This window comes from Alcanivorax sp. IL2 (assembly GCF_047495475.1).
In the GTDB taxonomy this organism is placed as follows: Bacteria; Pseudomonadota; Gammaproteobacteria; order Pseudomonadales; family Alcanivoracaceae; genus Alcanivorax.
On sequence record NZ_CP179932.1, the window covers coordinates 965,458 to 980,202 of the forward strand.

A 14,745-nucleotide genomic window follows, 5' to 3' on the forward strand; every position below is an offset into this window, starting at 1 on the left:
CGGTTGGTACATTGACGGAGTAAACGAATGACCCTGGAATCCACCCTGCTGGCGCGAGCCGATTCGACCTGTGAGCTGTGCAGCGCCGGTGAGGCGCTGGCGGTGTATGCGGTGCCGCCGGAAGGGGATGGCACGGCGGCGCAGAGCGCCTTGTTGTGCGAAACCTGCAGTTTTCAGATCGACAATCCCGGCAACGAAGATATCAATCATTGGCGTTGCCTGAACGACAGCATGTGGAGTCAGGAGGCGGCGGTGCAGGTATTGGCCTGGCGTATGCTGACCCGGTTGCGGGCGGAAGGCTGGCCCCAGGATCTGCTGGATATGCTCTACCTGGATGACGAGACCCTGGCCTGGGCCCAGGCCACCGGCGAAGGGCAGAGCGACGAAGAAAAAATCGAGCACCGTGACAGCAACGGTGCCGTGCTGGAGGCCGGAGATAGCGTCACGCTGATCAAGGATCTCAATGTGAAGGGCGCCAACTTCACCGCCAAGCGTGGCACACCGGTGCGCAATATCTCGCTGGTGCAGGATAACCCGGAGCAGATTGAAGGCCGGGTGGAAGGCCAGCGGATTGTCATCCTTACCCAGTTCGTGAAAAAGAATTGATGACACATTCCCTGGTCCTCGGCGGCATCCGTTCCGGCAAGAGTTCGCTGGCGGAACGCTTGGTGTCGGAGCAACCCGACCCGGTGGTTTACGTGGCCACGGCCACCGCCGGCGATGGCGAAATGAGTGAGCGTATTCGTCGCCACCAGCGACGCCGCCCTGCCAGCTGGGGGCTGGTGGAAGAACCGGTGGAGTTGGGCAGCCTGTTGAGCCGCCAGGCCACCCTGTCACCGCCGCCCTGTGTGTTGATTGATTGCATGAGCCTGTGGGTGAGTAATCTGTTGCATGCGGGGGATGTGGTTTTTGTGCGCGAAAAGGAAAATTTCCTGACGGCGTTGGCAGGCTATCCGGGATCGGTGGTGATCGTCAGTAATGAGGTGGGGCTGGGTATTATCGGCATGGACCCGCTCACCCGCCGCTTTGCCGATGAGCTGGGCTGGTTGAATCAGGCGTTGGCGAAAAAATGTGATCGGGTGGTGATGTCGGTGGCGGGGATTGCGCAGACGTTGAAGGGGTAGTCCTGGCCGTAGGAGCTATGCATGTCGCCCCAGGGGATCTGCGACATGCGAACCTCGCGTAGCGAGGCGGTAACGATCAAGGTTTGTCCCTCGTTGTTTCTGAAACCTGTCGAGTGCTGATACCCCTGATCGCCCTACGGTCGATTTCCGCGCAAGCGCGGTTCGCCATGCAAGCATGGGCTCCTACGGCGGCTTCGTAGAATGGCGGCGGGTTAGCTCCCGTGCCTCACCAAACAACGCAAGGTGCCATGCTCGGTGTCATCAATGCGCACCTGCGAGCGGCAGGCGAAGGGGACCTGAAATCCCGCCATGGCCTTGCCCGGGCTCAGCCCCAGTACATGACTCAGCACCATGCGGATCACGCCGCCGTGGCAGACCAGCAAGACCCTCTGACCTTGTAGCGCCTGTTGCCACAGCGCCCAGGCGTCGCCGATACGCTGGTGAAAATCCTGAATGGTTTCGCCATTCACCGGCGGGTGGTTTTCCGCATCGCGCCAGAAGTTGGCCTGGTGATCACCGTACTCTTGCGCCACCTGTTCCCGGGTTTTTCCTTCCCAGTCGCCGAAGCTGATTTCCTTGAAGTCGTGGGCCACGGTGAAGGGAATATGCTGCTGCTCTGACAATTCGGCGGCGAATTCCCGGCAGCGCAACAAGGGCGAGGTGAGGATGTGATCCCACTGATCCCCCGCCTGGATGGCATCGCGCATTTGCTGCCAGCCCAGGTCGCTGAGTGGATCGTCCTTGTGACCGCGGTACATGTGCCCGCCGGCGGGTTCGCCGTGGCGGATCAGATCAAACAGGGTGGTGGTCATGGTCTACTCCGCGTTGTTGACGCCGGCATCGGCAAAAGTCGCCATGCCGTTATGCAGGGCGCAGGCGCTGCGAATTACCGGCACGGCCACCGCCGCGCCGCTGCCTTCCCCCAACCGCATGGACAGGTTGAGAACCGGCTCTGCGTTCAGGGCGTCGAGCAGCCGGGTGTGGCCGGGTTCCCGGGAGTGATGGCCGAACAACAGCCAGTCACGTAGCTCTGGCCGTAACCGTACGGCAGCCAGGGCGGCGACGGTGACAATAAAGCCATCCACCAGCACGGGAATGCCTCGGACGGCGCAGCCGATCATGGCACCGGTGAGCGCCGCAATTTCAAAACCGCCCAGGGACGCGAGGACGGCCAGCGGTTCCCGGTTGTCTCCGTGGCGTGCCAGGGCCCGCTCGATCACGGTGGCTTTATGACTGACGCCATCCGCATCCAGCCCGGTGCCGGGCCCGGCCAGTGTCACCGCCGGCTCGGCCAGTAGTGCACAGGCCACGGCGCTGGCGCTGGTGGTGTTGCCGATACCCATTTCGCCACCGATAAAAAGCTGGGCATTCTGGCCTGCGGCGCGTTGGGCGGCACGATCACCGGCGGCCAGGGCCTGCTCCAGTTGTGCCGACGACATGGCCGCCTCGCAGGCCAGATTGGCGGTGCCGGCGGCGATGCTGTCATCAATCACGCCGTCGGTGACAGGCGCCGGGGTGGCGGTACCCAGGTTGATCACGTCCAGCCGGGCCTGAAGATGCCGGGTCATGACACTGATGGCAGCCCCGCCGGCCACGAAGTTGGCAATCATCTGCCCGGTAACCGCCTGGGGGAAGGCGGAGATGTCTTCCGCGCAGACGCCGTGATCGGCGGCAAACACCGCAATGCTGATGCGGTCGGCACCCGGTGTGTCTGTGTGCTGCAGTGCAGCCAGATCCACCGCCAGTGCTTCCAGACGACCCAGCGAGCCGGCGGGTTTGGTGAGCTGGCCTTGTCGGGACAGGGCAGTTTGACGGTGCGTCTGACTGGGCGAAGGAATCGCTGTTTGCCAAGGGAAAGGCTGGGGCACGGAACACTCCCGAAAAGGACAGGGGCCGGAAAGCGGCAAATCCTCTGCCCCTGGTCCGAAGCTGTCAAGTAAAGCTCTTGGCAGCCTCCGGAGCTGATCGCCTCCGTTGGAGCCATGCCTGCATGGCATTTATTAGTGGTGCTCAACTTCTCCTGAATTTTCCTCAAGCAACACGTATCCGTTTGCTTATTGCCGCCGCCGTTGGTAATTTCGCGCCACCTTCCGGTGCCCGCCTGTTCACACACAGACGGGTTAAACGGGAAGTCGGTGTGCTTTGCCATCTCCGCAAAGTCAGTCCGACGCTGCCCCCGCAACGGTGATTGAGTCAATCGCGTTTCGTAGTGCCACTGTGCCAAAGCCCGAAAGGGTGCATGGGAAGGCGAACGCGCTGAGGTATTCCACCTCGCTCATCAGCCCGGAGACCGGCCAGAAGGTGAAACTTGGCGTCGCGGTGGGCGATGGCGGGGTGTAACGGTGCCGTCCGGTGCCGGTTATCCCTGTTGTGTCGCCGCGGCTGAATCCAGGCCGTGCGGGTGGGCACGGCAACAGGGGATCTCCTTCATGTCTTTGCGTTTTTTGGTGGCACCTGCCGCTCTGTCCTTGTCTGTCTTGCCGTCGGTGGTTCAGGCCGATACATCCTCATCACAACAGGTCGCCATGCTGGATCCGGTGGTGGTAACCCCAGCCCTGGTGAGCCGAACCACGGAGGCGTCGCTGTCGTCTGTCACGGTGGTAGACGAGCAGCAACTTCGCGATCAGCAGCCGGTGGACATAGCCGATATTCTGCGTGGCCAGCCCGGTGTGGATACCACCAGTAATGGTTCTTTCGGCAAGATTGCCAGCGTCTTCGTGCGGGGGGCATCCAGTGATGCGACCCTGCTGCTGGTGGACGGGGTGAGGTTGCGGTCCGCCACCGCCGGGAGTCCGGCCTGGCAATATCTGCCACCGGCCATGCTGGAGCGGGTAGAAGTGGTTCGTGGCCCTCGCGGTTCCCTGTACGGTGCTGATGCGGTGGGCGGTGTGGTGCAGCTCTTTACTCGCGATGATGGCAGCTGGCTGGATTTTGGTGCAGGCAGTTTCGGCACCATGAATGCCGGTGCCGGCGTTTCCGGTGAACAGGGAGGCACCCGTTATAGCCTGGGTATCAATCGTTTCCGCACCAATGGCATCGAGCTGCGCGAAAACAGTGAAGAGCGCGGCTACGACAACACCGCCGGCATCGCCAAAATCAGCCACCGCTTTGGCGACCGTGGTGAAATCGGTGTGTTCGGTTTTCATACCCAGGGCAATACGGAATTTGAAGGCAGCACGCCGGCAGACGACCGAAATATCGACTACGCGCTGGAGGTGGCTGGGTTGAAAGGTGAGGTAATGCTCACCGATGGCTGGCAGACCAAGGTGCTGATCAGTCAGGCCAAGGACGAAAGCGAAGACTTTGCCAATGATGTCAGTAACGGGGTTTTCGATACCCGCACCCGTACCGTCAATTGGCAGAATGTGTTCGCGGCCGGGGCCCATCAGTTTGTGCTGGGTGGCGAATACCTGCGTGACGAGATCACTAGCAGCAACGAGTACGATGTGACCGACCGGGACAACAAGGCCGCTTTCAGTCAGGCTTTGTTGCACTTTGGCGCGCTGGATCTGCAAGGCAGCCTGCGCCATGACGATAACGATGCCTACGGCAGCAAGGTGACCGGCGCTGCGGCCCTGGGCTACAAGCTGGATACGGTTCACCGGGTACGGGTGAGCTATGGCACGGCCTTCAAGGCACCCACCTTCAACGATCTTTATTTCCCGGATTCTCCGCCCTTTTTCTTCAGTAACCCGAACCTGAAACCCGAGTCCTCGGAAACCGGTGAGCTGGGTGTTCGCGCACAGTACCAACACTGGTTCTGGGATGCGGCGGTATACCGCACCAATATTGATGACCTGATCGCCTACGATGGCAGCAAGGGCTCCTCGTTCAATGTGAACAAGGCCCGTATCGAGGGGGCTGAGCTAGCCCTGGGCATGGACTGGCAGGAGTGGCAGGTGCGGGTGGCTTTCTCCGCCCTGAAACCGGAAGACCGGGATACCGACACCCTGATTGCCCGTCGTGCCCAGCGACTGGGCCGGGTGGATGTGGATCGCCGCATCGGCACGGTGACTCTGGGTGGCACCGCCAGTTTCCAGGGGCACCGTTACAATGACGCCGCCAACACCCAGCGGCTTTCCGGTTTTGGTCTGCTGGATCTGCGTGCCGGCTGGCAGTTCGCGCCCAACTGGTCCACCCGTTTGACGATGAAGAACGTGCTCGACAAGGAATATGCCACCGCGAAGAACTTCAGCGGCTGGAACTATCTCAACGCCGGGCGTTCCGTAATGGTAAGCCTGCGTTACGATGTGCAGTAACTGAAACACGGAGTCCGCCATGCCCCCAGCCCGTCTGTTATCGCGTTGTCTTCCCCTTTTGGCAACCATGCTGTGTCTGGGGAGCGGGCCGGCCCGGGCACAGGTCTGTGTCACCGACGATGCAGATCGGCAGGTCTGCCTGGAGCAGCCGGCCAACCGCATCATTGCCTTGTCCCCCGGTGCCACCGAGCTGCTGTTCGCTGCCGGTGCCGGCGAGCAGGTGGTGGGGGCGGTGAGCTTCAGTGACTATCCGCCGGCGGCGGAAAAACTGCCGCGGGTGGGGAGCTACAAGCGGCTGGATCTGGAAGCGGTGCTGGCGCTGAAGCCGGATCTGATCATCGCCTGGCGCAGTGGTAATCCCATGGAACAAGTGGAGCGCCTGCAGGCCATGGGCGTGCCGGTGTACCACAGCGAGCCGCGCCGTTTTGACGACATCAGCACTACCCTGGAACGCCTGGCGGTGCTGGCCGGTACCGAGGCGGTGGGGCAGGGGGCGGCCGATGCCCTGCGCAGTGGCATGGATTCCCTGCGCCAGCGCTATGCGGAGGCGGCACCGGTGACGGTGTTCTATCAGGTCTGGGAAGAGCCGCTGATGACCGTGAATAACGACCACCTGATCAGCGAGGCGATCGAGATCTGCGGTGGCGTCAATGTGTTCGGGGAGCTGGCATCTCTGGCGCCCAAGATTAGCCGCGAGGCGGTGCTCGCCAAGGACCCGGAGGTGATCATCGCCGGTGGCATGGGCGAGGATGATCCGGCCTGGCTGGATCCCTGGAAACAGTTCTCTTCCCTGCGTGCGGTGCAGCAGGACAACCTGTTCTTTGTGGCGCCGTCCATCTTGCAGCGGCCCACTCCGCAAATGCTGGCCGGTACCCGCACCCTGTGCAGCCACCTCGACACCGTGCGCGCCCGTGATTAGTGCCCGATCCGTCTCGTCCCTGCTGATGCTGGCGGCACTGGGTGCGATGGCCCTGTTGGTGGCGGTGACGGTGGGCAGTGTTTCCATGACCCTGTCCGAGTTGTGGCTGGCCATCGGCGGTGGCGGCGATCCCTTGTTCCGTGAATTGGTGTTTTCCCTGCGATTACCGCGTGCGCTGGCGGCGTTTGCCACCGGTGGCTTGCTGGCATTGGCTGGCGCCCTGATGCAGGTGCTGTTGCGCAATCCGCTGGCCGATCCCTATGTGCTGGGTATTTCCGGTGGGGCGGCGGTGGGGGCGTTGGCGTCCATGCTGCTGGGCCTGGGGACGGCGATGGTGTCCGGCTCTGCCTTTGCCGGTGCCCTGCTGTCCACTCTGCTGGTCTTTGGCCTGGCCCAGGGGCGAGGCAGCTGGACGCCCACACGCCTGCTGTTGACCGGCGTGGTTATCGCCGCCGGCTGGGGAGCGGTGATTACCTTCATGCTGTCGCTGAGCCCGGCGGACCGCTTGCCCGGCATGCTCTACTGGTTGATGGGCGACCTGAGTTACGCCCGCTCGCCGTGGCTGGCCTGGCTGGTGTTGATCCCGGTGCTGATTGTCACGTTGCCGCTGGGACGCAGCCTCAATGTGCTGGCCCGGGGGCCGTTGCAGGCAGCGGCCCTGGGGGTAGCAGTGAAACCGCTGGCCTGGCTGGTCTATGGGCTGGCCAGCCTGCTGACGGCGGTAGCGGTGACCACCGCCGGCAGTGTGGGTTTTGTGGGGCTGATCGTGCCGCACATGTTGCGGCTGGTGCTGGGTAATGATCAGCGCATCATTCTGCCGGCCAGTGTCATGGCCGGCGGCGCCTTGTTGACCATCGCCGATACCCTGGCGCGAACCTTGATGGCGCCGGAGCAGTTGCCGGTGGGCGTGATCACGGCGCTGCTCGGAGTGCCTACCTTCCTGTTTCTGCTGTATCGGAGTCGGTAATGGCGATTCTCGAAGCCAGCAATCTGGTGGTGGATATTCCCGGCCGTGCGGCAGGTCAGCCGTTTTCCGCGCGGATCTTGCCGGGCCAGCGCTGGGGCGTGCTCGGCCCCAACGGCGCGGGCAAGTCCACCCTGCTGCATACCCTGGCGGGGTTAAGGCCGCCGCGCAGTGGTCAGGTGTTGCTGGATGGTGACTGCCTGACTCAGCTGCGCCGCCGGCAACTGGCGCAAAAACTGGCGGTGGTGTTTCAGGAACGTCAGGACAGTTTTCCGGCCACAGTGCAGGAAACCGTACTGATTGGCCGTCATCCCTTTCTTTCTCCCTGGCAGCGGGAAAGTGGCAGCGATCTGCGTCTGGCCAACCAGGCCATGGATGCCCTGTCCCTGCGTCTGCTCAGCGAGCGACTGGTCAGTACCCTGTCCGGTGGCGAGCGCCAGCGGGTGGCCATCGCCACGGCCCTGACCCAGCAGCCGGCCATCTGGCTGGCAGACGAGCCCACCAATCATCTGGATCTGCATCATCAGGTAGCGGTGATGGAGTTGTTGCATCGCCAGGCGGAGCAGGGCGCGGCAGTGTTTATGTGCCTGCATGATCTGAATCTGGCTGCGCGCTGGTGTGATCACCTGCTGCTGCTCTATCCCGATGGCGAACTGTGTTTCGGCCCTGCCGAGACCATGTTGGTGCCGGAGGCGCTGGAGCGGCTTTATGACCAGAAACTCAGTGTGGGACAGATCAATGGTGTGCCGGTGTTTGTGCCGGGATGAGAGTAGTTAATAGTTAACAGTGAATAGTTAATAGCGACAGTCAAAAGCGTTGAGAAAGAACCAAAAAATGGAAAACAGTATGAAACCCGATCCGAAAAGTCCTGAGCGTCATGCCTGGCGGATGGAAAAGAAACAACAAATCATGCGTGAGCGTATTGCCAATGCTGACAAGGATCAGGGCATCCTGTTGGTGCTCACCGGTCCCGGCAAGGGCAAGAGCAGTTCCGGTTTCGGTATGCTGGCCCGGGCCCTGGGTCATGGTATGAAGGTGGGGGTGGTGCAGTTTATCAAGGGGGCGTTCAGCACCGGTGAGGAAGCCTTTTTCCGTGACCTGCCCAACGTGGATTATCACGTCATGGGTGAGGGTTACACCTGGGACACCCAGGACCGGGAAAAGGATGTGGCCGCTGCCAGTGCCGCCTGGGAAATCGCAAAAAAAATGCTGCAGGACGACAGCTACCACATGGTGTTGCTGGATGAACTGAACATTGCGTTGCGTTATGACTATCTGGACCGGGATACCGTGCTCGACGATCTGCAAAACCGTCCCGCCATGCAGCACGCGATTGTCACCGGTCGCTATGCGCCGAAAGAGCTGATCGAGCTGGCTGATACGGTCACCGAGATGAAGGTGGTGAAGCATGCGTTCGAGGATCTTGGAGTAAAGGCGCAGAAGGGCGTGGAGCTTTAGTTAATAGTTAACAGTGAATAGTTAATAGCGAAAACAAAGCGATGGCTGGTCGTTCGTCGATAACACTGATGGTTCAGGGCTGTACCTCGGATGCTGGGAAAAGCACCGTGGTGGCGGCGTTGTGTCGGTGGTTTGCGCGGCGGGGGTATTCGGTGGCGCCGTTCAAGCCGCAGAACATGGCGTTGAACAGTGCAGTGACCGTGGACGGCGGGGAGATCGGGCGGTCTACCGCGTTGCAGGCGTTGGCCTGCGGGATTGAACCGCACAGTGATATGAACCCGGTGTTGCTCAAACCGCAGACTGACCTGGGCGCCCAGGTGATTATCCGTGGTCAGGTACTGGGGAATATGCAGGCGCTGGATTATCACGCCTACAAGAAAACCGCCCGCGAGGCGGTGCTGGCGGCCTGGCAGGATTTGTCTGCCCGTTATGATGTGATCATTGCTGAAGGCGCCGGTAGCCCGGCGGAAATCAATCTGCGTGACAACGATATCGCCAATATGGGCTTTGCCGAAATGGTGGATTGCCCGGTGATTCTGGTGGCGGATATTGATCGCGGCGGCGTCTTTGCCCATCTCACCGGCACCCTGGATCTTCTTTCCAAAACCGAACAGCAACGCACCCTAGGGTTTATCATCAACCGTTTTCGGGGTGATTTGTCGTTATTGCAGGGCGGGCTGGACTGGCTGGAAGATCGCACCGGCAAACCGGTGTTCGGGGTGCTGCCTTACCTGCATGGTTTGACCCTGGATGCGGAGGACGCGGTGGCCGAGCAGGGTGACCATGACCGTGATGCGCTCAAGGTGGTCGTGCCGCTGCTGCCGCGTATGAGCAATCACAATGATTTCGATCCGCTGCGATTGCATCCACAGGTGGATCTGCGTTTTGTGAAAATGGGAGAGGCCTGGCCGGCGGCGGATCTGGTAATCCTGCCCGGCAGCAAGGCGACTCGCGCTGACCTGGCATTCTTGCGTGAGCAGGGCTGGGACACACAGATCGAAAAACATCTGCGTTATGGCGGCAAGGTGCTGGGTATCTGCGGGGGCTTTCAGATGCTGGGTGAACGGATCGATGATCCTGACGGTCTGGAAAGCGATGCCGGCAGCAGCCCTGGTCTTGGCTGGTTACCCATGAGTACCCGGCTGATTGCCGGCAAGCAGTTGCGCAATGTGCAGGGGGTTTTCCTGCCAACCCAGACCGCCATCCACGGTTACGAAATTCACAATGGCATCAGCGAAGGCCCGGCCCTGTCGCGGCCCATGCTGAAACTGGGTGTCCGTGACGAAGGCGCCATCAGCGACGATGGCCAGATCATGGGCTGTTACCTGCACGGCCTGTTCGACAGCGCCGAGGCGGGCAATGCCATCCTGCAGTGGGCGGGACTGCGCAGTGAGCGGGCGGTGGATTACGATGCCCATCGGCAGAAGGATCTGGATAGGCTGGCAGATATGATCGATCAGCATCTGGATACGGAAAAACTGCTCTCCGCTTTGTAAAGCTGGCCTGCTAGAGTGTTTTTCTTTCTAAACAAAGGGAGAAAACCATGCACAAGGATGATGCTCACGCTGGCCAGGCGGTGTACAGCCCTTTTGTGCTTACCCTCTATGATCTGGGCGTACTCGGCCTGTCCTGCCGCTGGTTATGGTGCTGTCCGGCGTCCACCCTGCTGGCGTACTACCAGCAACACATCAGCGACAACCATCTGGATGTGGGCGTGGGCAGTGGCTACTTTCTGGACAAGGCGCGTTTCCCCTCTCCGAGTCCGCGGGTGGCACTGATGGATCTGAACCCGAATAGCCTCGACTATTGCGCTCAGCGCATTAGTCGCTATCAGCCGGAAACGCTGCAACGTAATGTGCTGGAACCCATCGACTACCAGGGCGGCAAATTCGATTCGCTCGGCATGAACCTGCTGTTGCATTGCCTGCCTGGAACCATGGTGGAGAAAGCGCGCGCGTTTGATCACCTGCTGCCGTTGCTGACTCCCGGTGCCCGGGTGTTTGGTGCCACGATTCTGCAGGGCGACGTGCCCCGTAATGTTGCCGCCAGAGGGTTGATGAAGGTGTATAACCGCAAGGGCATCTTTTCCAATCAGAATGATTCGCTGGCCAGTCTGAAGCAGGCACTGGAAAGCCGGTTGGAGCAGGTGGAGGTTCAGGTGGAAGGGTGCATGGCACTGTTTTCAGGGATCAGGCCTTGAGGCACTTGATGTGAGGTTTTGCAGAATGAAGAAAGGGCCGGGGGAAACCCGGCCCGAGTAACATTACTCCATGGGGTTGACGCATTCCGCCCGTGACGGCTCCAGCTTGCAACGCACCTTTCTGAGCAGGCCCATCATCGACTTGTCGTAGACGCCATCCTGGGTCAGAGCAATTCGCGCTTCGCGCATCATTTCATCGTAACGCAGCTTGTCGGCATCGGGGATGCGCACCCACCACTTGTCTTCCACTTCACTGCTGGCGTTATCAATCATGCGCATGGCGCGATCAAATTGACCAAACATAAATTCCCGGGACTGCTGGGCATAGCCGGCAGGAAACTTGTCTTTCTTCAGGATGATCTGGGCGCTGAGCTGACCCAGCACGTAGTCCAGAATGCCGCCATCCGGCGCCATGCCCTTGTACAGTTCCAGGGCAGAGAAGCCCATGATGGGTGCGAAGCAGATATCCACGGAATCATTGTTGAAGCGAGTAGAGAAATTGGTGATGTCGGACATCACCGGCGACATTCCCACCCGGGATGCCATGCTTGCCTGGGCACTGTCATATTCCAGAACAGCAATGGATTTACCGGAGAGTTCTTCAACGGTATCGATTTCCTGATCTTTCAGAAAAAGAAAGGCGGCGCCCATGGGAACGACACCGCCCACTTCATAGGGGCCGGAAACCAGTTGCTTCTTGATGGACGGGGCGTCGCTGGCAATAACGGAAATGACCGTTCTCATGGCTTCATAGCTGGGAATGGCGCCGATGGAATCCATGCTGCCGGTGAAGCTATTGAACTGGCGGCCGCGGATACCGGTAAGAACGGCGGCGTCACATTGCCCGGCTTTCAGATCTTCGGCAGCAATCTTTTCATCGGTGAAGGGTTTCAGTTCCACATCCACGCCCCATGCAACGGCGGCGGTCTTGTAGTCCTTCATGATGTTATAGATGTCGCCGTTGGCGCCGATGATGTCGAAAACACAGAATTTTCGTTTTTCCAGCGCATGAGCGGAAAAGGAAATACTCGAAAGCAAAGCAGAAAGAATTAGTATCGTTATGTAGCGCATGACGCTCTCCCGTGAAACACAGAAATATCAAAGAGCATCGATCCTATTTGGGCGCTGAGTATACATTCAATATGGCTTTACAAAATTGTGCACAATCCACAACAAGAAGCTGAAGTAAGTTCGGGTTGAAAGCCAGTTTGATAAAAAAGAAGGGAGAAAACGGTGTAATTTTCACCTGGTTTTCACTGTCAGGCGAGTTTTTGGGGAGGCCCTGAAGAGCAAGGGGCAATAAAAAAGGCGCCAGAGGCGCCTTTTTTTCGGGAGGTAAAGACCTTAGTGGTCGTGACCTTCCGGGCCGTGTACGTGGCCGTGTTCTTTTTCTTCGTCGGAGGCTTCACGCACTTCGGTGACTTCCACGGCGAAGTTCAGGGTTTCACCTGCCAGCGGGTGGTTGCCATCAACGGTCACTTCCTCACCTTCCACAGCGGTGATGGTGAAGATACGCGGACCGGCTTCAGTCTGAGCCTGGAACTGCATGCCCGGCTGCAGATTTTCTTCGTTGCCTTCAAAGGCGGTTTTCGGCACTTGCTGGATCAGCTGCTCGTGACGCTCGCCGTAGCCTTCTTCCGGGGTGACGGTTACGTCCAGCTTGTCGCCGGCGGCCTTGCCCACCAGGGCATTTTCCAGGCCGGGGATGATGTTGCCCGCGCCGTGCAGGTAGGCCAGGGGCTCGCCACGCTCGATAGAAGAATCAATGGTCTCGCCGGCTTTGTTAGTGAGCGTGTAGTGGATGGACACTACGGAGTTTTCTGAAATTTGCATGGAAACCCTTTAGGGGTAGATGAATTCGGAATAAGGGGTATGGCGGACATGGCGTTTCATGGTCCGGCAGCGCCCCGCATTCAGGTCGGCGAACATTCTAACAAGACCGGCAAGGGCCTGACCAACCGGAGCCAGTCCCGGCCGACGGGCGTGGGGTCGCCAATAGGGCTGAGGCGCCACGAAGAGCTCGGCTGGAGGGCGAAATCCGGAGGTTATTGTCTGAGTCAGCAGCGGTTCCCCGGCTTGGCCCCGCATTTGCTACAGTACCGGCATGGCCGCTGACACTTTGACTGACAATCCGCTACTGCAGGACCGTTTCGGCCGCACCATCGACTATGTGCGGCTGTCGGTGACGGACCGCTGTGATTTCCGCTGTGTGTACTGCATGGCGGAGGATATGACCTTTGTGCCCCGGGCCCAGGTGCTGACTCTGGAGGAGATGGGGCGGCTGGGACGGGTGCTGGTGTCGCTGGGGGTACGACGGATCCGCCTGACCGGTGGCGAGCCGTTGGTGCGCCGTGATGTGGCGCACCTGGTGAGCGATCTTGGTGCGCTTGCGGGGCTGGATGAACTGAATATGACCACCAACGGCGCGGGGCTGGGCCGTTTTGCCGGTGAGCTGAAGGCTGGTGGGCTGGATCGGCTCAATATCAGCCTGGACTCCCTGGACCCGCAGCGGTTTCGTGCCCTCACGCGCACGGGCGAGTTGAACAAGGTGCTGGCGGGGATCGAGGCGGCCCGCCGGGCCGGCTTCCGGCGTATCAAGCTGAACAGCGTGATCCTGCGCGGGCGTAATCAGGATGAGGTGCCAGCACTGGTGGATTTTGCCCTGGCGCGGGGGCTGGATATCTCCTTTATCGAGGAGATGCCCCTGGGCGCCATCAGCGAGCACGACAGGGGGCTGGAGTTTGTGTCTTCCCAGGAGCTGCGAGATCAGCTGTCCGAGCGCCTGACCCTGGTGCCCATGGCGGAAAAGACCGGTGGGCCGTCCCGTTACTGGCAGGTGCCGGGCAGCGACAGCCGCATCGGGTTTATCTCTCCCCACTCGCAAAACTTTTGCCATTTGTGTAATCGGGTGCGAATTACCGCCGAGGGCCGTATGCTTCTGTGCCTGGGGCACGAGCACAGTGTGGACCTGCGGGCAGTACTGCGGGCGCACCCCACGGACGATGCCCCCCTGCGTCAGGCAATCATTGATGCCATGGCCATCAAACCGGAGCGGCACGACTTCAATCTGGCCCCGGGTGAGCAATTGGTACGGTTCATGAATATGACCGGTGGTTAAACGTCAGGCCGCAAGCGTCCGGCGTCCAGCAAATGAATGTAGCGAGAGACCATGAAATCCCTTCCTGAACTCTTTACCAACAACGAACAGTGGCGTCATGACATCGAGAAGGAGCATCCCGGCTTCTTCAAGGCGCTGGGCGAACAGCAGAGTCCCCAGTATCTGTGGATCGGCTGCGCGGATTCCCGCGTGCCCGCCAATGAGGTGGTGGGGCTGATGCCCGGTGAGCTGTTCGTGCATCGCAATGTGGCCAACCTGGTGAATCACACCGACCTGAACCTGCTGTCGGTGCTGCAATTTGCGGTAGACGTGTTGAAAGTGAAGCACATCATGGTGGTGGGCCATTACGGCTGCGGCGGGGTAAAGGCGTCCATGGAAGATGTGCCCCATGGCCTGATCGACAACTGGCTGCGGCAGGTGCGCGAACTGTATCTGCGTAATCGCAAGCATCTGGTCAAGCTGCCGGATGACAAGGCTCAACTGGATCGCATGTGCGAACTGAACGTGGCCCGTCAGGTGATCAACGTCTCCAACACCACCGTGGTTCAGGAAGCCTGGCGTCGTGACCAGCCACTGACCATCCACGGCTGGATTTACGGTATCGGCGATGGCCGCCTGCGCGACCTGGATATCCAGATCCAGAACAACCAGGAATTGCGGACGCTGGAAAACGAGGAATACGATAATTCCTCGGCATAAGGTG

Annotated in this window: 15 protein-coding genes and 1 riboswitch; of the genes, 11 read left to right on the forward strand and 4 right to left on the reverse strand. The window is 60.2% G+C overall.

What is annotated here, in order from left to right; genetic code table 11:
* Positions 1–27: 27 nt before the first annotated feature.
* Together ACMG4N_RS04525 and cobU are read left to right on the forward strand one after the other, a co-directional pair.
* A complete protein-coding gene (locus ACMG4N_RS04525) occupies positions 28–606 on the forward strand; it encodes a PhnA domain-containing protein (protein WP_414433008.1) in 579 nt (192 codons plus the stop codon).
* Complete coding sequence (gene cobU / locus ACMG4N_RS04530; protein ID WP_272975438.1) at positions 606–1,124, forward strand: bifunctional adenosylcobinamide kinase/adenosylcobinamide-phosphate guanylyltransferase; 519 nt, start codon at positions 606–608, stop codon at positions 1,122–1,124. The genes ACMG4N_RS04525 and cobU overlap by 1 nt, the downstream gene beginning before the upstream one ends.
* 212 nt (positions 1,125–1,336) lie before the next feature.
* Here the strand turns inward: cobU and ACMG4N_RS04535 are convergent, their stop codons facing one another.
* Together ACMG4N_RS04535 and cobT are read right to left on the reverse strand one after the other, a co-directional pair.
* On the reverse strand, positions 1,337–1,936 hold the full coding sequence (locus ACMG4N_RS04535) for a histidine phosphatase family protein (RefSeq protein WP_414433009.1): 600 nt from the start codon (positions 1,934–1,936) through the stop codon (positions 1,337–1,339).
* Between the two features lie 3 nt (positions 1,937–1,939).
* Positions 1,940–2,992: a nicotinate-nucleotide--dimethylbenzimidazole phosphoribosyltransferase gene (gene cobT / locus ACMG4N_RS04540; RefSeq protein WP_414433010.1), complete on the reverse strand. Its 1,053-nt coding sequence runs from the start codon at positions 2,990–2,992 to the stop codon at positions 1,940–1,942.
* Between the two features lie 206 nt (positions 2,993–3,198).
* Positions 3,199–3,438, forward strand: a riboswitch (cobalamin riboswitch).
* Between the two features lie 115 nt (positions 3,439–3,553).
* On the opposite strand from cobT, the gene ACMG4N_RS04545 reads away from it, so the two are divergent.
* The 7 genes from ACMG4N_RS04545 (at position 3,554) to ACMG4N_RS04575 (ending at position 10,924) form a co-directional block, all read left to right on the forward strand.
* Complete coding sequence (locus ACMG4N_RS04545) at positions 3,554–5,383, forward strand: TonB-dependent receptor domain-containing protein (RefSeq protein WP_414433011.1); 1,830 nt, start codon at positions 3,554–3,556, stop codon at positions 5,381–5,383.
* A 19-nt stretch (positions 5,384–5,402) separates the two neighbouring features.
* Positions 5,403–6,302, forward strand: a complete 900-nt coding sequence (locus ACMG4N_RS04550) for a cobalamin-binding protein (RefSeq protein WP_414433012.1) — start codon at positions 5,403–5,405, stop codon at positions 6,300–6,302.
* Positions 6,303–6,327: 25 nt separating this feature from the next.
* On the forward strand, positions 6,328–7,269 hold the full coding sequence (locus ACMG4N_RS04555; RefSeq protein WP_297765226.1) for a FecCD family ABC transporter permease: 942 nt from the start codon (positions 6,328–6,330) through the stop codon (positions 7,267–7,269).
* Positions 7,269–8,033, forward strand: coding sequence for an ABC transporter ATP-binding protein (locus ACMG4N_RS04560; protein ID WP_335626897.1), 765 nt, complete (start codon positions 7,269–7,271; stop codon positions 8,031–8,033). Before ACMG4N_RS04555 ends, ACMG4N_RS04560 begins: the two co-directional genes overlap by 1 nt.
* A gap of 79 nt (positions 8,034–8,112) precedes the next feature.
* Positions 8,113–8,724: a cob(I)yrinic acid a,c-diamide adenosyltransferase gene (gene cobO, locus ACMG4N_RS04565; RefSeq protein ID WP_272975444.1), complete on the forward strand. Its 612-nt coding sequence runs from the start codon at positions 8,113–8,115 to the stop codon at positions 8,722–8,724.
* Between the two features lie 68 nt (positions 8,725–8,792).
* On the forward strand, positions 8,793–10,220 hold the full coding sequence (locus tag ACMG4N_RS04570; RefSeq protein ID WP_414433013.1) for a cobyric acid synthase: 1,428 nt from the start codon (positions 8,793–8,795) through the stop codon (positions 10,218–10,220).
* 47 nt (positions 10,221–10,267) lie between these two features.
* Positions 10,268–10,924 (forward strand): class I SAM-dependent methyltransferase, encoded by a 657-nt coding sequence (locus ACMG4N_RS04575; RefSeq protein WP_414433014.1) that lies wholly within the window; start codon positions 10,268–10,270, stop codon positions 10,922–10,924.
* Positions 10,925–10,987: 63 nt separating this feature from the next.
* Here the strand turns inward: ACMG4N_RS04575 and ACMG4N_RS04580 are convergent, their stop codons facing one another.
* Both ACMG4N_RS04580 and ACMG4N_RS04585 read right to left on the reverse strand, forming a co-directional pair.
* The gene (locus tag ACMG4N_RS04580; protein WP_297765068.1) at positions 10,988–11,995 is read right to left on the reverse strand and encodes a putative solute-binding protein; all 1,008 of its coding nucleotides are present in this window, start codon (positions 11,993–11,995) and stop codon (positions 10,988–10,990) included.
* A 273-nt stretch (positions 11,996–12,268) separates the two neighbouring features.
* Positions 12,269–12,757 (reverse strand): FKBP-type peptidyl-prolyl cis-trans isomerase, encoded by a 489-nt coding sequence (locus ACMG4N_RS04585; RefSeq protein WP_297765071.1) that lies wholly within the window; start codon positions 12,755–12,757, stop codon positions 12,269–12,271.
* Between the two features lie 271 nt (positions 12,758–13,028).
* Between ACMG4N_RS04585 and moaA the strand changes: the two genes are divergently transcribed.
* Entirely contained in the window at positions 13,029–14,042 is a 1,014-nt protein-coding gene (gene moaA, locus ACMG4N_RS04590; protein ID WP_297765073.1) for a GTP 3',8-cyclase MoaA, read from the forward strand.
* A gap of 51 nt (positions 14,043–14,093) precedes the next feature.
* Complete coding sequence (gene can, locus ACMG4N_RS04595) at positions 14,094–14,741, forward strand: carbonate dehydratase (RefSeq protein ID WP_297765075.1); 648 nt, start codon at positions 14,094–14,096, stop codon at positions 14,739–14,741.
* Positions 14,742–14,745 lie beyond the last annotated feature (4 nt).